Origin of the sequence: Sporomusa termitida, assembly GCF_007641255.1 — a bacterium.
Classification (GTDB): Bacteria; Bacillota; Negativicutes; order Sporomusales; family Sporomusaceae; genus Sporomusa; species Sporomusa termitida.
The window spans coordinates 2932256-2952101 of record NZ_CP036259.1 but is presented as its reverse complement, the minus strand read 5'-3'; the positions used below and the strand labels follow the sequence as shown (position 1 = coordinate 2952101).

The window sequence follows — 19846 nt, the reverse complement described above, 5'->3', positions numbered from 1 at the left end:
CGGATAAAGATTGGTTATGATTTGGTTAATAGATGTCTGATTAAGTGAATCGTAGGGAGCGATGAAATGAAAAACAAAATAGATAGCAGTGAAGCTATTTTAAAAGAATTAATCGCCAGGATAGAGAAACAAAACTGGGATATTTCGTCCCATCAGGAGCTTCTTGCCGGTTTGAAGAAAGTGCTCAATGAGCTCACTGAAGCCAGAGAACTCGATTTTAGAGAGATCGGGGACCATCTCTATGACGGGATTTACATTACCGATGGCCACGGGAAGACCTTGTACGTCAATGCGGCCTACACGCGAATCACTGGTATTCGTCCTGAAGAAGTTGTCGGCAAGTATGTGGACGAGCTCCTGACGGCCGGTGTTTATCTCAATGCCGTAACGCCGGAAGTGATTAAGCACAAAAAACAAGTAAACTCCATGGGCGAAAGCTTAAGGAACGGAACGAAAATGCTGATTACCGGCAGCCCGGTTCTGGATGCCGAGGGGAATGTCAAGAAAGTTGTTATTATTGACCGGGAAATAACCGACCTGCTGCAAATGAAGTCTGATCTGGAAGCCTCGCAGAAACAGATAAAAGCAGTGGAAAAAGATAAAATCAAAAGTACGCTTGAGGTTGAACATCTCAGGAAACTGCATTTAAACAAGAATCTCATTGGCAATAGTCTGGAAACGCAGCAGGTCATCAAAAGCATTCAACAGGTCGCCGGTTTGGATGTTACTGTTTTGATTACCGGGGAAACAGGGGCAGGAAAAGAGGTAGTCGCCAATGAAATCTACCTGCATAGCGCCAGGAAAAATGATCCCTTCATCAAAGTGAATTGTGCCGCTATTCCGGCCAATTTGCTGGAGGCTGAGTTGTTTGGCTACGCCAGGGGGGCCTTTACCGGTGCGGCCACGACCGGTAAAACCGGTCTGTTTGAATTGGCGGACAAAGGAACGATTATGCTTGATGAAATCGGGGATATGCCGATGGAACTGCAATCCAAATTACTCAGGGTCATTCAACACAAGGAAATAACCCGTATCGGCGGATCGAAACCGGTTAAGTTAGATGTAAGAATTCTCTCGGCGACCAATTGCGAATTGAAGGACCTGGTGAAGCAGGGCCGTTTTCGCGAAGATCTTTATTACCGGTTGAATGTATTTCCTATTCATATCCCGCCGCTGCGTGCACGGAACCAGGATATCGAGACCTTAGCCCGCCATTTTCTGGGAATCTACAACGCGAAATACACCAAGAACACAGCCATCGAGCCGCTTGGTTTTGAAATGATGCGGCAGTATTCATGGCCGGGAAATATTCGTGAATTACAAAATATCATTGAGAGACTGGTTATCGTATCTGACCACGATGGCACGATTAGTAACGAGCAAATCGGCAATTTGCTGAATATCCATCCGTCGTATATGTCTGAGCTGGTTGTGGAAGAGATGGGGCTTAAAGAAATCGTCAGCAATATTGAAAAAAAGACAATCGAAAAGGCCCTGGCGTTATGCGGGAGTACAAGAAAAGCTGCCAAAATTTTAAAGGTAGACCAATCAACCATCGTTAAGAAAGCCAAGCGGCTGGGAATCGTCCTGAGAGATGAAAAGACGCATCAACAATGATGCGTTTTTTCATCTCTTAGGAATAGCGGCTATCGTTATATCGATAAAATTTATCCGGTAAATATGATGACTAATTTCATCAAAAAGCAAATGGACCCGGAAGGAGGTCGCCTTATTGTCGCTGGCAACGCGAGTATCTTGTCAGCCCCAATCCAGTGAATACTGACGGTTTATTTCCCGCAACCCTTCGTTGTCGTCGGCTTACATATGTCCGATATGCGCGGCCCGCGCAAGTAATAAGAGACCCATCACCTGCCGGCCTTATTAAAGCAGATCTTACTGAATCAGTTAGCGTCCTCCGCCTCGCCTTGCGAAAAAATTCCCGTGAATTATTTTACGCTTTCAATGTAGTCAGACCACTAGGGGGTTATTGTTTACAGGCAAGCGGCGGGAAGGAGATATCCGTAAAACCTGCTAAGCCGGTACTTGTTTTTTAAAATATGCAAATAATCAATCAATATGTTTTGGTTGGCATAGTTCTTGCAATGAAGATAAGCGTAGGCGTTAGGACATAAACTCTAAGAACTGAGGGGGAAACAATGTCTAAGGTAATCAGTATGAAACAGGCAATAGACAAAATACAAGATTCGTCTGTTATCATGATTGGGGGATTTTTAGCGGTTGGAACGCCGGAAGGTTTAATTGATGCTGTGGTTAGCAGAGGCTATAAAGACCTTACTATCATCGCCAATGACACTGGCTTTCCGGATAAGGGGATTGGCAAACTGGTTGTTAACCGCCAAGTGAAAAAGGCCATTGTTTCTCATGTTGGCACAAACCCCGAAACCGGCCGCCAAATGAATGCTAATGAACTGGAAGTGGAATTATCGCCGCAGGGAACCTTGATTGAACGCATACGGTCAGGCGGTGCCGGTCTGGGCGGCGTGCTCACACCAACCGGTGTGGGCACGGTTGTGGCCGCAGGCAAGCCGACCATAACCATCGACGGCCGCGAATTTTTACTGGAAAAACCCCTGCGGGCAGATGTTGCCCTGGTAAAAGCCCATAAAGCCGACACTGCGGGCAATCTGGTATTTAGAATGTCAACACGTAATTTTAATCCCCAAATCGCTACGGCAGCCGCTGTTGTTATTGCGGAAGTGGAAAAAATCGTGCCTGTGGGAGAGATAGCTCCTGATGAGGTTATGGTGCCGGGAATCTTTATTACCAGCATCGTGCAAGCTTAGTGGGAGATTGGAGGAGCGTTCATGGAAAACAGGATTTTAATTGCTAAAAGGGTGGCGCAAGAGCTTGAGGATGGCGATGTGGTGAATTTGGGTATTGGTATACCTACACTTGTTGCCAATTATATTGCCAATGATAAACAGGTGATCCTGCATTCGGAAAACGGCTTTATCGGACTGGGGCCTGCCGGCGAAACCACTGATCCTGATCTGAGCAATGCAGGCGGACAGCCGGCCGGTATTCTGCCAGGCGGCGCTACCTTTGACAGCGCGATGTCCTTTGTCATCGTTCGCGGCGGGCATCTTGACGCCACTGTGCTGGGGGCCTTGGAAGTGGACCAGGAAGGCAACCTGGCTAATTGGATGGTCCCCGGCAAGATCGTGCCAGGTATGGGTGGGGCCATGGATCTTGTTGTAGGCGCTAAACGGGTTATTGTCGCCATGGAACATGTCGGTAAAGGCGGTGTGCCTAAAATTGTAAGGAAGTGCACTCTGCCGCTTACCGCCTCGCAGGAAGTGGATTTAATCATTACTGATTTGTGTGTGTTTCAAGTGACGAACCCGGGATTGTTATTAACCGAAATAGCGCCGGGGGTTACGCTGCAGACCGTAAGGGAAGCTACTGCTGCTGACTACATTATCTCTCCTGATATCAAAGAAATGGCGGTTTAAGTAAGCCTGAGGTTTGTTAATGGGATTAAAAATAGAAAAACATAGAAAGGAGGAGGCAGAAAATATGAAGAAGGTCGAATTAAAGGATGTAAAGCCGTACCAGGCACCCAAGCACTTCAATATGGTTGCTCTGAAATTGCACGGGAAGGAGGAAACCGGGGCGCAGATGTTCTGGATGGGTCTGTCGCATTTCCTGCCAGCCGGTGGCGCTGAATATGATGCATCTCCAGTCGAGAAAATCTATTTTGTCCTTGAAGGCGAAGTAACTGTTACTACCAAGACGGAAAAAGTCGTTTTGCAGGCCTGGGATTCTATTTACATTGGGGCCAATGAAGGCAGAGAAATTATTAATGAAACTAATAAACCGGCAAGCATGCTGGTGGTTATGAACTACCCGGAAGCATAATTGTAGAGGTGATGTGTAAATGGAGCAAGTAACTTTGGACAAAATCAAAAAGCTGTTTTGCCTTGAAGGCAAAGTGGCAGTAATAACCGGTGGGGCCGGTGCCCTGGGAGAATCAATTGCCGCCGGGTTAGCAGTCTATGGTGCTGATATTGTTGTTACCGGCCGCACAATTGCTACTTTGGAAGCAGCGGTAAAGGGGGTTGAAAAACTCGGCCGGAAGGCATTGGCTGTGGCCTGCGATGTCAGCAAAGAAGCAGATGTAATCAACCTGGTTCAGCAGACTGTGGACACCTTCGGCAAGATTGATATCCTGGTGACGGTGGCCGGCATTGCCAAACGGTATCCGGCCGAAGAGTTTCCGGCTGAAGACTTTCAGCAGGTCATGGATATTAACGTTAAAGGCACTTTCCTCACCTGCAAGCATGTTGGCCGGGTCATGAAAGAACAGGGTTTTGGTAAAATCATTACCATATCCTCCGTGCGCGGCTTTGCCGGACATCCTGGCGGCTATGCGGCGTATGGTCCCAGTAAGGCGGCTGTTGACGGCCTGACCAAACAGCTGGCAACCGAATGGGCTAAGTACAATATTACGGTTAATGCCATTGCCCCGACCATTTTCTGGACACCGCTGACGCAGCAGGTGCTTGAAGATGAAAAACTCAAGCAGGTTTTCCTGTCCCGTATTCCCCTGGGCCGTGCCGCTGTGACCGAGGATATGGTCGGCGCAACCGTGTACTTAGCTGCACCGGCTTCCGACTTTGTAACAGGACAAATTCTTTACGTTGATGGCGGCTGCACAGCCGGCTGATATTACCGCTGCATCCGGAGATAGTTGCTATGCCCTAGCATGGCCTATAATAAACAAAAGCAAATACAATTGGAGGAATCAAAACAATGGGAAAAAAGGTATTAGTAGATTTAACGCATCCATTCCATGCTGACATACCCGTATGGCCGTATTTTGCCAAACCTAAAATTGACACTATGCATAGCCTGGCCAAAAGCGGCGTATTAACACAAAAAATAGATGTTGTTATGCATTGCGGAACCCATGCCGATGCCCCCCGCCATGTTATGGAATACGAGTTTGACGGTAAACGCGCCCGTTACACGCATGAGCTGCCACTGGATGCTTATTATGGCGAGGCAGTTTGCCTCGATATACGTGTCGACCGCTGGGGCCTGATTACAGCCAAACATCTTGACGATGCTTTGGCCCGGGCCGGAGTAACCCATGCGGAAGTAAAGGGCATGGTACTTGTTTTAAGAACAGGCATGCATCTGAAATTTGACGACACTAAGGAATATTATCATTATTCCTGCGGCTGCGGCAGAGAAGCGGGACAATGGTTTGATAAATATCAACCCAAATGTGTGGCTATGGATATGCAAGCCCTTGACCACCCGCTGCATACAACAATGGGTAAGAATGGTCCGCCGGCAATGAATCTTATTGGTGATTCAGGCAAACCGATTACCGAAGAATTTATTGAGCAATTTGGCATTGAGGCTTATGCAGAGTTCGAAAAGGATGTATTTATTAAAACCTTTGGCAAAGACAAATATATGGAAGCATATGGTAAGCTGGAAAATCATGGTCTGGCGGGAACCTGGGAGCCTTGCCACAAATATATGATGGGTAACGGCATTGTCGGTGTCGAAAACATCGGTGGCGATCTGGAAAAAGTGGTAGGCAAACGGTTTAAATTCATGGCCTTCCCGATTCGCTGGTGGCTGGGCGATGGCGCTATGGTCCGCTGTGTTGCGGAAATAGATGAAGATGATCTAAATCCGGTACCCGACAGAGTATACAATTATGGTGGCTTTTAATCCAGTACCGGAGCGAATCTACAAATACGTTATAGCAGACAAACTAATAAGCTGTCGGTGTTGCTCAGACTAGCCTCATTGTAAAAACCTGACTGATACTGTATTCCTTGCAGTATCAGTCAGGTTACAATACCGCGTGAGCCGGAAAGATATAAATATAATATAAGAAAAAGTTATAATAATAGAAGAAAAAATTAAAATATTGCAGGAATTTTGAAATTGGAAGTATAATTATAACCTCACTGTCTCTTTGACGGGATGGATATAAAATGTAAGGGAGGCTGTAAAGTGAATGAAGCAATAAAACAAGAAGAAAAGCGAGGCTTAGCTGCCTTGGAAGCAATGGGGCGGGAAGAATTGATTCTGGCAGTAAAGGAATCCATGCGGAAATGTGAGGAAATCTCATCCGGTGCAAGGCTGCTGATGACACATTTAAAGGTCCTTTGCCATAAAAATGGCGGGAATATTACTTATACTAAAGATGAATATGACGCAACGGCTAAGGCGGATCCTGATTTAGGTGAAACCTATAGTATGGAAGATGGCAAGGAAGTATGCACAGTCCGTATACGAGTAAAGGCGTAAGCGGTTTTGCTACATGAGCAGAAAGTATATCGATTTCTGATCATATGTAAGAACGCCAATACTCTAAAGGGTACAGGCGGCTTCTGCCGGCGTCCTGAAGGGCTTGGCACAAATCAAGTTTTTCTAGTGCTTACGTCCCTGGTTTCATGTAATTTATAACACGGCCGGGTATTATTGGTTTTCCGGCTAATAATGCCCGGCCTTAAAACTCTTACGCAACAGGTTTGAATGTTAAGCGTGTCAATGTGTTTTGTACCTATAGCGTCTGGCATATGCAGAGTTCTTTAATTATTGTTCTGAATTTTTAAAGAATTCAAGCAAACTTATTTTTGGTTTGCAATATAAGTATAACTAATTGCTTAAAAACAAAATCTTATTATGGTAAAGCGCGTACTTGATTAGCGGGATATAAAGTAATAAAAGAAAAGAGGGAGAAAAAATGGGTAAGCCAAAAATGGATAGATTGACAACGATGATTTTTATTGTAGCATTAGCCGCGATGATTGCATTGGCCGGATGTGGAAAAAGCACCGGCTCAGTCGAGGCCCGCAAGGACTACATTTTAATCGGGCGGGTGAACCCGGTGACCGGGCCATTGGCATCCTTCGGGGCGGGAACGCCGCAGATCGAGGAAAAGGCAATTGAAGCAATTAATAAAGAAGGCGGGATTTATATTGCCGAGTATGGCAAGAAACTGCCTATTAAAATAATTGTTGCCGATTCTGAGAGCAGTCCGACCAAAGCAGCCGAAGCGGCTAATAAACTGATTCTTCAGGATAAAGTAGATATACTGATGGCTGCTCACACGCCAGATACGGTTAACCCAGTGGCTGCTGCGGCAGAACGGCACAAAATTCCGTGTATAACCGTGGATGCCTTATCAGATGCCTGGCTTTCCGGCGGGCCATATGCCTGGACCTACCATGCTTTCTGGAAAGTGAATACTCTGGTTGATGTTTATCTGGATATGTGGGATCAACTGGCTACTAATAAAAAAATTGGCCTGATTGCCCCTAACGATCCTGACGGGATTGCAATTACGGATACGCTTAAGAAAAAAGTGCAGGCCAGAGGCTATACGCTGGTAGATCCAGGCAGGTTCCCGCCCAATACCAAAGACTACACGGCAATGATTAACCAGTTCAAGCAGGCTGACGTTGACATTGTGCTGGCCATGCAGATTCCGCCTGATTTTGCGACAGCCTGGAAACAAATGCAGCAGCAAGGGTTGGTTCCCAAGATTATGTCTGCCGCCAAAGCGATTCTATTTCCAGCCGATGTTGCTGCGTTGGGTGACAACTTAGGAGAAAACCTGACAACTGAGGTTTGGTGGAGCCCGATGTCGGGCAATAAATCCTCCCTGACAGGACAAAGTTCGCAAGAGCTGGCTGCAACCTGGACCGAGCTGACAGGTAAGCAGCCGATGGCTACCCTGGGCTATAAACACGCCAGCATGGAAATAGTTGTTGACGTATTGAAACGGGCTCAATCGCTGGAAAGAAATAAAATCAGAGAAGCCATCAAAGCTACAAACATTGACACGGTTGTTGGCCATGTTCAATATAATGACCGGAATTTAGCCGAGACCTTCGTAGTTGGCGGGCAATGGGTTAAAGGTAAAACCTGGCCCTGGGAAATGAATATTGTGAACAACAAGAAAATGACAATTGTGCCATTATCGCCGGCGCCCATGCAATATATACCAGGCTCGCAGCCATAGCAGTATCAGATTTCTCAACTATAGCGGAAATTGTGTCAGGCTAAGTAGCTGCAAAGTCTTTATGGTTTGCAGTTACTAGTACCTTGGCACAGTCCGCGCACAGCAGGGTGGAGGTGACGTCAGTGGGTTCAGTGTTGCAGGTTGAGAATCTAGGCATATCTTTTGGCAATCATGCTGTACTTAAAGCACTTACTTTTGCTGTACAGGAGAATGAGGTCTTAGGGGTAATAGGGCCGAATGGGGCCGGAAAAACAGTGCTGCTAAATATTTTAACAGGCATTTTACAACCTACCCAGGGAGCGATTTCTTTTTATGGAGAAAACATTATTCATAAAACGATAACACAGCGTTGCCGAATGGGCTTTGGCCGTACATTCCAGATCCCCCGGCCATTCGAAAAAATGACTGTATTTGAAAACATTGTGGTGGGAGCCGTATATGGCAGCCGCATGAGTGAGGCGAAAGCCAAGGGCAAAGCCCGCGAAATCATTGAGATAAGCGGACTCGGTAGCAAGGAGGACTGGTTTGCCGGGAAATTGGGACTGTTAGATCGAAAAAGACTGGAAATTGCCCGGGCGCTGGCTGGCAATACCAAGCTTTTATTACTTGACGAAGTCGCCGGCGGGCTTACCGATTTAGAGGTTACGGATATTCTTGCTATTGTAAAAACGGTTAAGGCGCAAGGTATTAGTATTGTCTGGATAGAGCATGTATTAAGAACCATGTATGAAGGTACTGACAGGATATTATGTCTGGCGGAAGGAAGAAACATTGCTTGCGATTTGCCGGCGGTAGTCATGCAATCCCCGGCAGTACATAACGTGTATTTAGGGGCGGTGGAAGCATGAACAGTAAAGATATGCTATTAGCAGTAAAAAAAATTAATGTTCATTATGGTGATTTTCAAGCGTTACACCAGGTATCGCTACAAATCAGAGCAGGTTCAATTGTTTCCATTATTGGCGCTAACGGTGCCGGCAAATCAACGTTGTTAAACACAATATTAGGCATAAATAAACCTGCCAGCGGGGAAATAATGTTCCTCGGCGATAATATTCACGGCCTGCCGACAAATAGAATTGTGGCCAAGGGGCTGGCAATGTCGCCGGAAGGCAGCAGCGTTTTCAAGAAGCTGACAGTAAAGGAAAACCTGCTCATGGGAGCCTATTTACCCCGGGCCAGGAAACAGAAAAACAAAAATTTAGAAAGGGTGTATACACTTTTTCCGGTGCTTAGAGATAAAGCCGGGCAGGAGGCGTCCTATCTAAGTGGCGGACAGCGGCAAATGCTGGCAATAGCGAGGGCCCTGATGTCTGAACCTAAACTGCTTTGCTGTGATGAAATTTCTTTAGGTTTAGCCCCGATAATCATAAAAGATATCTATTTAACAATCAAAAAAATTAATGAACAAGGCCTTACCATTATTCTGGTTGACCAAGATGTCCGGCGGAGCCTAACATATTCGGACTTTAGCTATGTAATGCTAAAAGGGCAGATTGTTATGGCCGGGAAATCGTCCGCGCTTGGTGAGGAGGCAGTCAAGGAGGCCTACTTTGGCTTACATAAGGCTGATAAACAATAATGTTTGTAAGGAGAAAATGCTATGGAAATCATACAATCCGTGCTTAATGGAATATTATTAGGTGGATTATATGCGATTATCGGCATCGGGATGTCCTTGATCTTTGGCATAATGGGACTAACTAATCTGGCTCACGGTGATTTTATTATTGTAGGAACATTTATCTGTATGATCCTGGCCAGCCAGCTTGTGGGCAGTCTGTGGCTGGCCCTGGTTATAACAATATTGGTGATGACCGTAATGGGCTTTTTAATCCAAAATTTCTTAATTAACAAAGTGCTGGACAAAGGGCCTGAGCCGGCACTGCTCACAACCTTCGGGGTTTCCATTTGTTTATCGAATGCCTTGCTCCTATTCTTTGGGGCTGATGCCCGTTCCATTAACGTTTCGTTTGCAACAGCAAATATTGCCGCAACGGAGTTAATCTCAGTGCCGGCGGTTTATTCAGTTAATTTCATAGCAGCAATTTGTGTCATTGTTACACTGCATTATGTTCTAAACCATACCTATTTGGGCCGGGCAATAAGGGCTACTGCCGATGACAGCCGCGCGGCTGAGCTGATGGGTGTAGATACGAAAAGAGTATTTAGTTATACCATGGGTTTGGCAATGATTTCCGCGGCAATTGCCGGGCTATTAGTAGGGACGACCTTTGTCTTTTATCCTTCTACCGGTACGCAATATTTAATTATCGCTTTTGGCGTTGTTGTCATTGGCGGTATGGGGAGCTTGCTGGGAACCCTGGTAGGAGGTATTATATTGGGGCTTGCTCAGTTACTCGGCGCTTTCTTTTTTGGCTCCGGCTACCAATTATTGTCAGGCTATCTGGTTTTACTGATTATATTGACGATTAAACCAGAGGGGCTGCTAGCGGCAAAAACAAGAAAATAGGCTGTAGATTTGGGGGGAGGTAAATAATTGATTAAGGTGATAACAATACAGTCGCAATTCTGGAAATTAAAGGCCAGGCTGCTTATTCCTGTTATATTACTAGTGATACTTTGCAGTTTGCCTTTTTTGGTTAACGAATATATAACGTCAATATTAGTCCAGATTTTGCTGTATATGGCGTTAGGCCAGATGTGGAATCTGCTTGCCGGTTATGCCGGGCTGGTTTCACTCGGACAACAAATGTTTGTTGGCTTAGGCGGGTATTCCTTAGCCGTAATTACGGAGATTTACCAGCTGCCAATAATTTTGGGCATAATTACCGGCGGGGTGGTTTCCGTAATCTTGGCGGTAATTATTTCTCAACCAATATTTAAAATGCGCGGTGTTTATTTTTCCATTGGTACGTGGATAGCGGCCGAAGCCTTGGCCGTATATTTTAGCAATTGGACGTATGTTAGGTCTGGTCAGGGTTTTAATATAACTGCCAGTTATGAGCTGACGACTGTTGATTTGTATTATATCGCTTTGGTCGTTGGTGCCGGGGCTGTTGTTTTAGTATATGCCTTGCTCCGCTCCACACTGGGGCTGGCGCTGATGGCCATGCGTGATAATGAGTCGGCGGCGGAGACGGTAGGCATAGAGCTATATCAGACAAAACTAAAGTGTTTTTTGCTAGCCGCTTTTGTTACCGGTATAACAGGCGCTGCCTTATATTTGTCTATTGCTTATGTTCAGCCGTTTGCTGCTTTTGGGATTGATTGGACGGTAGCTATGGTTTTTATGGTTATCATCGGTGGAACCGGTACAATAGAAGGGCCGGTGCTGGGCGCTGTATTATATGTGATATTGAAACAATATCTCTACGATTATCCTGGCATCAGCATGATTATTCTGGGGATAATTGCTATTGGTGTTATTTTTGTTGCGCCCAAAGGCGCGATGGGAACACTTTATGAGCGCTACGGTTTTGAAATATTGTCTGCGCGCAGATGGACCAAAGATTCTCAACGCAAAAAGCGGGATTAATCCTTGTGAAACTAAAAAAGGTGCTGCCTGTAAGCCTATAGGCGTCACCTTTCTTTAGTTTATTATAGCAGTAGCCATTATTTCGGCAGGGGATAACTGGTCAAATGCTTAACAAACACCGGGATTGAAGTATTTAAGTTGTTGCGGTTCCAGACGACCATAACGTCAAAATGCTTATGCCGGGTATTAAGCTCGATTAGGCGAAGGTCTGGACTGGCAACTTCGCGGACAGGACCGGGAACAATCATTATCCCTAAGCTGGCCTCGACCATAAACAGTAAAGCTGACAGATCCCGGCTTTGATTTACTACATTTGGTGTAAACCCGTTTTCCGAGCATATTTGATAGGTTAAATCATTTAAGAGATAGTCGGCCTTGCGCGTAAATAGGACAAAGGACTCATTGGCTAAATCGGCGACATTAATCATTTCCTGGGAGGCCAGGGGGTGATTGATGTGGATGGCTGCGCAAAGCACATCGCTGCGCAGGCTTTTGCCAATCAGATCAGGAAATTTTTCGAGATTGTGGGAAAGGGTGAAGCCAATATCTAATTCTTCTCTCATCAGCGCTTCATTAATTTCCGCCCAGTTATATTGATGCAAGCTTACGTGAATGCTAGGAAAGTTTTTTCTAAAGTCTCTGACTGCCTGTGGCAAAAAAACCTTTTCGATTCCTCCCAGAAAACCAACTTTAAGATAACCGGTCATTCCCCTTGCGGCCAGCTGTATTTTTTTTAATGCCTCGTTAGCTGCTGCAATCAGGGCGTGAGACTCCTCCAGCAGTATCTTGCCAGCCCAGCTTAACTGCAGCGGGCGTTTATTACGGACAATCAATTGTGTGTCCAGCTGTTTCTCTAATTCGGAGATCTGTTGACTTATTGCCGACTGGGATATGCCATGTTGGGCAGCAGCTTCTGTAAAACTTAACGATTCGGCAACAGAAACAAAATATTTCAGCTTTTGAATATCCATTTTTCCTCCAGCCTATTGATGGTTTTTTCCCAATTATACCTGTTTCCATGCTAAACGGCAAATTTTTGCATTTTCGAAATATAGGCAGCTAATCTGCCTTGCCAATTGCCGCCAGGGCTTTTTGACGGTGCCCGGCCATTTACTTTTGCCTCCAAGTACACACAGTTATTTTATGTTGCATTAAAATACATAATGATTATATATAATCCTAATTTTATTTTTAAAATTGGTGTTAAATTAAATAAATTTTACACCTGTTTCTCTGCTTGGGTACTTATATTAGTTAATCTAATTATTATATTAGTAAAACGATGAATTATGGCATCATCGATATGCAATTCATCATCATTTATAAAACGGAAAGATACTTGATGTTTTGCTGCTATGTTGCTCTCTTGATGCAAGATATCATCAGAATAAACAAAAATTTCTGTGTAATGACCGGATTTTCCGGGTCAGTTAGGTTGGCATATTAATTGCATTAGAAAAAGTAATAAGCTCAGAATATTTTCTAATTATCTGTGATTGGCAGCCAGTACCTGGATGGAGGAACCGCGCCAGCGATCATTGTTTTTTGCAAAGATGACGGACTGGGAGGCTGGTTTATACAAAGGAGGTGAATTAGGATGTAGCAGGATAGGCGGGTACAGCCTGATAGTGGACTTGTATGGCTAGGCGGCAAAAGTTGCGGGTCCTAATTGTACATGGCTATTTTTAATTATGTAAAAGGAGGATAAATATGGGAAAAATTAAGAGATTTACCAATGGTACTACCGGTGGCCCGGTATTTGTCGATGTCGATGTGGAAGCCGGCAAGATTCTGCGGATGTATCCCATGGAACTGACAGAGGAGGATGCCCCATCCTGGGAGATTGAGGCCAGAGGCAAAACGTTTACCCCACCCCGTAAAACTACTATCACTCCGGTTACTGCCGCCTGGAAGTCTCAAATCTATTCACCGAAACGGTTACTTTATCCAATGAAGCGGGTAGATTTTGATCCTGACGGTGAAAGAAATGAGGAAAACCGTGGTAGTTCCGGTTACGAACGGATTAGCTGGGACGAGGCTTTAGATATAGTATCAAAAGAAATAATCCGCATCAAACGGGATTATGGTCCTGGAGCCATTTTAAGCACTGCCAGCTCTCATCATCTGTGGGGCAATGTCGGTTACCGTTTTAGTACTTTATTCAGATTTATGAATCTGGCTGGTTTTACGTATGCAGATCATAACCCTGATAGCTGGGAAGGCTGGCATTGGGGTGGCATGCACAATTGGGGCTTTAGCTGGCGCCTTGGTAACCCTGAGCAATACGACCTGCTGGAAGACGGACTCCAAAATACGGAAATGATTGTTTTCTGGTCAGCTGACCCGGAAACGAATAACGGTATTTACTCCGCTTTTGAAAGTACGCCCCGGCGCTTCTGGTTGAAGGAGCTGGGCGTAAAAATGATCTTTATTGATCCTTACTACAACCACAGTGCCCGTTTGTATGCAGATAAATGGTTTTCGCCGCGTATCGGTACAGATGCCGCTTTGGCGGCCAGTATCGCCTATGTTTGGATTACTGAAGGCCTGTATGATAAAGAATATGTGGCAACACGCACGCACGGGTTTGAGCGGTGGTCGGAATATATTCTTGGTATTGAAGACGGTATTCCGAAAGACCCCAAATGGGGAGAAAATGAGACCGGGATTCCCGCCCGGGAAATCAAAGCATTAGCCCGTGACTGGGCCGCGCAGAAGACCATGTTAGGCGCCGGCGGCTTAGGCGGCTGGGGTGGCGCCTGTCGCGCAACTACCGGCAACGAATGGGCGCGGATGATGATTTGCCTGATTGCCATGCAAGGCATGGGCAAACCCGGTATCAACATCTGGTCCACAACCCAAGGCGCTCCCTGCGATGAAGGCTTCTTTTTCCCTGGTTACGCGGAAGGCGGCATTGCCTGCGATACCGGCAATTCAGCAGCCGGTTATGAGTTTGCGTACAGGATGTTTGCCAATTCGCGCCCTGTCACCAATCCGGTTAACTCCCCGCAAGGACAACACATTCCCCGGTTACGAATTCCTGAGGCTATACTCGAAGGCAAGCTGGAATGGCGGGGTAAGGGCTTCTGCGGCGCTAATGTAGAGGCTCAATTCCAGAAATACGAATATCCGGCGCCCGGGTATTCAAAAATTCAGATGTACTATCGCTATGGCGGTTCTTTTATTGGGACCATGACTGAAACAGCCCGTTATGCAAAAATGTACCGGACCAAGAATTTGCCGTTTGCTGTCAATCAGTCTATCTGGTTTGAAGGCGAAGCAAGATTCGCTGATATTATCCTGCCGGCCTGCACTAACTTTGAACGCTGGGACATCAGCGAATTTGCCAATTGCTCCGGCTACATTCCCCACACCTATAGTCAGTGTAACCACCGGGTAATCACTCTGCAAAAGAAATGCATCGAACCGCTTGGCGAATCTAAGTCAGACTACGAAATTTTTTCTGAATTATCTAAACGGCTGGGTTTATGGGAAATGTACACTGACGGCGGCAAGACTGACCTGGACTGGGTTAAACAGCATTTTTACGCGACTGACCTGCCTAAAGGCATTACCTGGGAAGAATTCTTTGAAAAGGGTTATTATATTGTGCCTAATAAACCGAAAACAGCGAAGTCTACTCCGGCCATGCGCTGGTTTGCTGAAGACAGAGAAATTGATACGCCTGATTGGGGCCCGATGCCTCACGAACAAGTCAAACGCAAAGGTCTCCAGACTGGCAGTGGTAAACTCGAGTTTGTCAGCACCAGCCTGACCCGGTTTGATCCTGATGATATGGAAAGGCATCCCGTAACCCGGTATATTGAATCCTGGGAAGGACATCATTCCGCCCATGCCGCTAAATATCCGCTCCAGGCTGTTGCCCCCCATCCAAGGTTTAGCTTCCACACTATGGGCGATTGCAAGGAAAGTCACCTCAATGAACTGAGGGACCACCGTGTCTTAAAAGAAGATGGCTATCGCTACTGGATTTGGCGGCTGAATCCTAAGGATGCTGCGGCCAGAGGGATCAAACAGCATGACTTAATCAAAGTGTATAACGACAGAGGCGCTGTTATTTGTGCCGCCCAGCTGACGGAACGGGTTCCGCCGGGAACTTGCCATACTTATGAGTCTTGCGCGGATTATCAGCCGATCGGCGAACCAGGCAATTCTCCGGACCGGGCAGGTTGTATCAACCACTTGAACTCCAAACGGTTTATGACCAAAAATTCCTGTGGTATGGCTGCCAACTCCTACCTGGTGGAAGTAGAAAAATGGGAGGAGATGAAATAATGAAAAAAGTTAATATGATTGTGGATGTTGCCAGATGCCATGACTGCAACAACTGCTTTCTTAGCTGCAAAGATGAGCATTGGGACAATGATCATTTACCAATTGCTGCGGCTCAACCGCGCTTTGGCCAAAAATGGCGTGATGTTCTTTATGTAGAACGCGGGCAATATCCGCTGCAGGATGTTTGTTCTTTATCCTACGCCTGCATGCATTGTGATGAGCCTGCCTGTAAAAAGGCTGCCAAAGACGGCGCGGTCTCCAAACGGGAGGATGGCATTGTCATCATTGACCCGGTGAAAGCCAAGGGGCAAAAACAGATTGTTGATGCTTGCCCGTATAAGGCCATTTATTGGAATGAAGAGAGCGAATTACCGCAAAAGTGCACTATGTGTGCTCACTTGCTGGACAGCGGTGAATGGAGCCAGCCGCGGTGTTCTTTTGCCTGTCCGACCGGGTCATTGACTTTTCTATACGCCACTGACAGCGAAATGGCTGAAAAGACAGCAGCTGAGGGCCTGGAGTATTTCCATCCGGAATATGGTACCAAACCGCGCGTATGGTACAAAAATTTGTACCGGTTCACTCAGTGCCATGTTGCCGGCAGCATAGAACTGCATGACAAAAAGGAATGCGCCGACGGTGCAAAAGTCACCCTGACGAATATAGCATCCCAGCAAGTCTGGGTGGCAGCTGCCAATAACTATGGTGATTTTAAAATCGACAAACTGGAACCTAATAGCGGTGCTTATGCCGTTACTGTAGAGTATCCCGGCTATGCTGCCCAAACCAGGGAATTTGCTTTGCATGCAAGTGTGAATGTAGGAACCTTTTATCTGAATCCCTGATGCAGCGCGACAGGGCACGATGTGCTGCATAGAGATTTTGGCTATGATAAATGGTCTATCAGAGCAGGTAGATATATGCTGCTGGTAGACCATGCGTCAGACGCCAATTGGGTTAATGCCGGAAAAGATCTGAAATAAAATTACAGTTTGCTAATTTCTCTTAATTTCTCTGGATAGGAGGAAAGGTATGCCGGGCCATTATAAGCGTGTTGTGAACTACCTGCGGATTTCAGTTACCGATCGTTGTAATTTTCGCTGCGTATACTGCATGCCTCCCCAAGGGGCCAAGTGGCTGGACCATAAGGAAATTCTCACTTATGAAGAGATATTGCGGTTAATTACTGTCTTTGGCCGCGAAGGAATCACCAAAATACGGCTTACCGGCGGGGAACCGCTGGTAAGGGCCGGCCTTGCAGATTTTATTCGCGGCATTAAGGAAATAGGAATTATTGATGATATATCTCTGACCACCAACGGCAGTTTGTTGCCGCCGCTGGCTCAGGCTTTAAAAGCCGCCGGGCTGCACCGCGTCAATATCAGTCTCGATACTGTCAATCCGGCCAGCTTTTCCCGAATCACGACCTGTGGGCGGCTGGAAGACACACTGCGGGGGATTGAGAGTGCTTTGGCGGCAGAGTTACATCCGGTAAAGCTTAATGTAGTGATGACCGATGCCTTGCAAGAAACCGACTTAGCCTATTTCAATAAACTAGTCTATCGCCATCCCATAGCGGTTCGGTTTATCGAATACATGCCCATTGGCGGCAACGGAATTGGCAGCGGGGCAGATACCGCTGCTGTGAAAAGATTATTAAGTACGGTTGCCGGCAGCCAGACATTGGGGCCGGCAGGCAATATTAAGGGCAACGGACCGGCGAAATATTACCAATTCCCCAGGACGAGAGGAACATTCGGCTTTATTACACCCCTGTCCGACCATTTTTGCGGCGAATGCAATCGCTTACGGTTGACTGCAGACGGTATGCTTAGACCCTGCCTGTTAGCCAACCGGGAGGTGGATGTTAAAACGCCTTTACGCAGTGGTGCCAGTGATCGGGAATTGGCTATGTTATTTCATGAGGCCGTCAAGGCCAAACCGCAGGGCCATTCACTTTGCCGCGCCAGTGGCTATCCGGATTTTAAACGGAGAATGTCGCAAATTGGCGGCTGAGTCCAAAAAAATAAAGTCGAAAGGGGGACAGACATTTGGCAAGCAGGGTAGTCGCCGTATCCACCAGTCTTTACAAGGGGGAGCGTAAAAAAAATGTTAGTTCGGCCCGCTTACTACCGGGTTTAGGTTTAGAGGGCGACGCGCATGCCGGTTTTGCCCACCGTCAGGTAAGTTTGCTGGCATTAGAAAGTATAGAAAAAATGCGGCAGGCAGGCCTCAGGGTAAATCCCGGCGATTTTGCAGAAAACATTACCACCGTTAATTTAAATTTGCCGGCTTTACCGATAGGAACTCACCTGCGAATAGGGGAAGCGGTGCTGGAAATAAGCCAGATCGGTAAAGAATGTCATAACCGTTGTGCCATCTATTATCAGGCCGGCGATTGTGTCATGCCCAAAGAGGGGATTTTTGCGGCTGTGCTGCAAGGTGGGTCGATAAAAACTGGTGACGTCGTGGCGGTTGTTTAAGTCTGTCGTCTTGGTCATTAAACTTGCATAGAGCATTGCAAGAATTAAGTTCAGAAAATTCGCAGTATTTATCCGGGTTGTTTCCACTCAGTAATTGGGATCTAAATCCTAAATTCGGTACAACCAGGGATGCGGTGCTAAGCAGATTTAAGTTCAGGGGGGAGTAGAAATGCGTCCAATATTGATAAGTGAAATGATTGATAAGGCTAAATTTAATGGGTTTTTCAAAAAAATTATTGCTATTTGCATGATTACCACAATCTGTGATGGTATCGATATTAACATTTTTGGCCTGATTGTTCCATCTTTAATGAAGGATTGGAATATTGGCCCTGCTCAAATCGGTGTGCTCGGCAGCTGGGGCATGTTTGGCATGATTTTCGGTTCCTTGTTTTTTGGCCCTTTAGCCGATAAGATTGGCAAGAAGCTGGCGATTATGATCGGTACGGCTATGTATATCGTATTCACCGTATTGTGTGGCTTTGTTTCGACTTTGACAGAGTTTGCCGTCTACCGTTTTCTGGGCGGGTTCGCCCTGGCTGGTGTTTTTCCGCTGGCGGTGGCCTACGCCTCCGAGTTTTCGCCGAAACCAATTCGCAGTCGTGTAACAGTCTGGGTTACTTCCGGTATGGCCTCGGGTACAGTGATCGCTGCTCTGGTGGGTATGGCGGTTATTTCCGCCTATGGCTGGCGGCCGATGTTCCTGCTTACCGCTGTTATGGTGCTGCTGCTTGTGGCGCAGTATACTTTGCCTGAATCATTAGCCTTTCTTAAGAGGAAAGGAAAGGATGCTGAAATTGGCCGGGTTTTAGAAAAAATTGAACCGACGTTCAAGGCTACGCCGGCAGATGACTATCAGCTGGATATAAAGGATACCGGTAAAGCTAGTCTGGCCAGTTTATTCTCAGCCGGCTACGGCAAAAATACTATTCTGTTCTGGCTGATGATGATGAGCAACTATATATTCATCTATGGTGTTTTGATGTGGCTGCCTAAACTCATGACCATGCTGGGGTGGAGCATAAATACCAGCTTGTTCTTTACCATGACCTGGAACCTTGGGTTCTTACTCGGCATCCCTCTATTTGGCTGGATGCAGGATACTATTGGCGGTAAGAAGTCTTTGCAAATAGGCTTGGTCACGTTAGCCATACTGGTCTCGCTTATCGGTTTTTTGCCAAATCCCTACCTGCTGGCAGTATGCTTGTTCCTGACCGGATCGGCACAACATGGTCTGTCCGGCGTGGCCGGTTCCTATATCGCCCAATCGTATCCCACTTCTTTCCGGGCCACGGGTACTACCTGGGGTTATGGCCTTGGTCGTGTTGGCGGTACGGCCGGCCCGATCATTGGCGGCATGCTGGTAGCCATGAACCTGCCTGTGGGCTATAATCTGATGTTTTTTGCCCTGTTTCCCATTTTTAGCGCCATTGTTGTTAGTTTTACCACTGATTTTTTTCAAAAAGATACAAATTCGGCAATTGATAACAGATTAGCAAAATAGTATCGACTGTATTGTTGATATACAAAGCCTGACTTATGTTAGCCGGATTT

18 protein-coding genes are annotated in these 19846 nt (G+C 46.3%); 17 read left to right on the top strand and 1 reads right to left on the bottom strand.

What is annotated here, in order from left to right; all coding sequences use genetic code 11:
* Positions 1 to 66: 66 nt before the first annotated feature.
* The 12 genes from SPTER_RS13955 to SPTER_RS13900 all read left to right on the top strand — a co-directional run bounded on the left by SPTER_RS13955 (position 67) and on the right by SPTER_RS13900 (position 11513).
* On the top strand, positions 67 to 1617 hold the full coding sequence (locus tag SPTER_RS13955) for a sigma-54 interaction domain-containing protein (RefSeq protein ID WP_144350950.1): 1551 nt from the start codon (positions 67 to 69) through the stop codon (positions 1615 to 1617).
* 539 nt (positions 1618 to 2156) lie between these two features.
* Positions 2157 to 2804 (top strand): CoA transferase subunit A, encoded by a 648-nt coding sequence (locus SPTER_RS13950; RefSeq protein ID WP_144350949.1) that lies wholly within the window; start codon positions 2157 to 2159, stop codon positions 2802 to 2804.
* A gap of 21 nt (positions 2805 to 2825) precedes the next feature.
* Positions 2826 to 3473: a 3-oxoacid CoA-transferase subunit B gene (locus tag SPTER_RS13945; RefSeq protein WP_144350948.1), complete on the top strand. Its 648-nt coding sequence runs from the start codon at positions 2826 to 2828 to the stop codon at positions 3471 to 3473.
* Between the two features lie 64 nt (positions 3474 to 3537).
* Positions 3538 to 3879 carry a cupin domain-containing protein gene (locus SPTER_RS13940; protein WP_144350947.1) on the top strand — a complete coding sequence of 114 codons (342 nt, stop codon included), beginning with the start codon at positions 3538 to 3540 and terminating at the stop codon, positions 3877 to 3879.
* A 19-nt stretch (positions 3880 to 3898) separates the two neighbouring features.
* Positions 3899 to 4687 carry an SDR family NAD(P)-dependent oxidoreductase gene (locus SPTER_RS13935; protein WP_144350946.1) on the top strand — a complete coding sequence of 263 codons (789 nt, stop codon included), beginning with the start codon at positions 3899 to 3901 and terminating at the stop codon, positions 4685 to 4687.
* Between the two features lie 86 nt (positions 4688 to 4773).
* Entirely contained in the window at positions 4774 to 5709 is a 936-nt protein-coding gene (locus tag SPTER_RS13930; RefSeq protein WP_144350945.1) for a cyclase family protein, read from the top strand.
* Positions 5710 to 5997: 288 nt separating this feature from the next.
* A complete protein-coding gene (locus SPTER_RS13925; protein WP_144350944.1) occupies positions 5998 to 6294 on the top strand; it encodes a hypothetical protein in 297 nt (98 codons plus the stop codon).
* Positions 6295 to 6733: 439 nt separating this feature from the next.
* Positions 6734 to 8014 carry an ABC transporter substrate-binding protein gene (locus SPTER_RS13920; protein ID WP_144350943.1) on the top strand — a complete coding sequence of 427 codons (1281 nt, stop codon included), beginning with the start codon at positions 6734 to 6736 and terminating at the stop codon, positions 8012 to 8014.
* A gap of 122 nt (positions 8015 to 8136) precedes the next feature.
* A complete protein-coding gene (locus SPTER_RS13915; protein WP_170233277.1) occupies positions 8137 to 8862 on the top strand; it encodes an ABC transporter ATP-binding protein in 726 nt (241 codons plus the stop codon).
* On the top strand, positions 8859 to 9596 hold the full coding sequence (locus tag SPTER_RS13910; protein ID WP_211367284.1) for an ABC transporter ATP-binding protein: 738 nt from the start codon (positions 8859 to 8861) through the stop codon (positions 9594 to 9596). Before SPTER_RS13915 ends, SPTER_RS13910 begins: the two co-directional genes overlap by 4 nt.
* A gap of 21 nt (positions 9597 to 9617) precedes the next feature.
* On the top strand, positions 9618 to 10487 hold the full coding sequence (locus tag SPTER_RS13905) for a branched-chain amino acid ABC transporter permease (RefSeq protein ID WP_144350941.1): 870 nt from the start codon (positions 9618 to 9620) through the stop codon (positions 10485 to 10487).
* Between the two features lie 36 nt (positions 10488 to 10523).
* A complete protein-coding gene (locus SPTER_RS13900; RefSeq protein WP_246105629.1) occupies positions 10524 to 11513 on the top strand; it encodes a branched-chain amino acid ABC transporter permease in 990 nt (329 codons plus the stop codon).
* A 77-nt stretch (positions 11514 to 11590) separates the two neighbouring features.
* On the opposite strand, the gene SPTER_RS13895 is transcribed toward SPTER_RS13900, so the two are convergent.
* Positions 11591 to 12484 (bottom strand): LysR family transcriptional regulator, encoded by an 894-nt coding sequence (locus SPTER_RS13895; RefSeq protein WP_144350939.1) that lies wholly within the window; start codon positions 12482 to 12484, stop codon positions 11591 to 11593.
* Positions 12485 to 13223: 739 nt separating this feature from the next.
* Here SPTER_RS13895 and SPTER_RS13890 point away from each other — a divergent pair.
* From SPTER_RS13890 to SPTER_RS13870, 5 genes are all read left to right on the top strand, one after another.
* Positions 13224 to 15809 (top strand): molybdopterin-dependent oxidoreductase, encoded by a 2586-nt coding sequence (locus SPTER_RS13890; protein WP_144350938.1) that lies wholly within the window; start codon positions 13224 to 13226, stop codon positions 15807 to 15809.
* A complete protein-coding gene (locus SPTER_RS13885) occupies positions 15809 to 16654 on the top strand; it encodes a 4Fe-4S dicluster domain-containing protein (RefSeq protein ID WP_144350937.1) in 846 nt (281 codons plus the stop codon). Before SPTER_RS13890 ends, SPTER_RS13885 begins: the two co-directional genes overlap by 1 nt.
* A gap of 187 nt (positions 16655 to 16841) precedes the next feature.
* On the top strand, positions 16842 to 17825 hold the full coding sequence (gene moaA / locus SPTER_RS13880; protein WP_144350936.1) for a GTP 3',8-cyclase MoaA: 984 nt from the start codon (positions 16842 to 16844) through the stop codon (positions 17823 to 17825).
* Between the two features lie 35 nt (positions 17826 to 17860).
* A complete protein-coding gene (locus SPTER_RS13875; RefSeq protein WP_144350935.1) occupies positions 17861 to 18292 on the top strand; it encodes an MOSC domain-containing protein in 432 nt (143 codons plus the stop codon).
* Between the two features lie 169 nt (positions 18293 to 18461).
* Positions 18462 to 19796, top strand: coding sequence for an MFS transporter (locus SPTER_RS13870; RefSeq protein ID WP_144350934.1), 1335 nt, complete (start codon positions 18462 to 18464; stop codon positions 19794 to 19796).
* Positions 19797 to 19846 lie beyond the last annotated feature (50 nt).

Excerpts from the sequence above, each read along its gene's own strand:
- SPTER_RS13870 (WP_144350934.1), top strand. The coding sequence starts at position 18,462 with ATGCGTCCAATATTGATAAGTGAAATGATTGATAAGGCTAAATTTAAT.
- SPTER_RS13950 (WP_144350949.1), top strand. The coding sequence starts at position 2,157 with ATGTCTAAGGTAATCAGTATGAAACAGGCAATAGACAAAATACAAGAT.
- SPTER_RS13955 (WP_144350950.1), top strand. The coding sequence starts at position 67 with ATGAAAAACAAAATAGATAGCAGTGAAGCTATTTTAAAAGAATTAATC.
- SPTER_RS13920 (WP_144350943.1), top strand. The coding sequence starts at position 6,734 with ATGGGTAAGCCAAAAATGGATAGATTGACAACGATGATTTTTATTGTA.
- SPTER_RS13895 (WP_144350939.1), bottom strand. The coding sequence starts at position 12,484 with ATGGATATTCAAAAGCTGAAATATTTTGTTTCTGTTGCCGAATCGTTA.
- SPTER_RS13945 (WP_144350948.1), top strand. The coding sequence starts at position 2,826 with ATGGAAAACAGGATTTTAATTGCTAAAAGGGTGGCGCAAGAGCTTGAG.
- SPTER_RS13890 (WP_144350938.1), top strand. The coding sequence starts at position 13,224 with ATGGGAAAAATTAAGAGATTTACCAATGGTACTACCGGTGGCCCGGTA.
- moaA (WP_144350936.1), top strand. The coding sequence starts at position 16,842 with ATGCCGGGCCATTATAAGCGTGTTGTGAACTACCTGCGGATTTCAGTT.
- SPTER_RS13930 (WP_144350945.1), top strand. The coding sequence starts at position 4,774 with ATGGGAAAAAAGGTATTAGTAGATTTAACGCATCCATTCCATGCTGAC.
- SPTER_RS13905 (WP_144350941.1), top strand. The coding sequence starts at position 9,618 with ATGGAAATCATACAATCCGTGCTTAATGGAATATTATTAGGTGGATTA.
- SPTER_RS13940 (WP_144350947.1), top strand. The coding sequence starts at position 3,538 with ATGAAGAAGGTCGAATTAAAGGATGTAAAGCCGTACCAGGCACCCAAG.
- SPTER_RS13885 (WP_144350937.1), top strand. The coding sequence starts at position 15,809 with ATGAAAAAAGTTAATATGATTGTGGATGTTGCCAGATGCCATGACTGC.
- SPTER_RS13910 (WP_211367284.1), top strand. The coding sequence starts at position 8,859 with ATGAACAGTAAAGATATGCTATTAGCAGTAAAAAAAATTAATGTTCAT.
- SPTER_RS13935 (WP_144350946.1), top strand. The coding sequence starts at position 3,899 with ATGGAGCAAGTAACTTTGGACAAAATCAAAAAGCTGTTTTGCCTTGAA.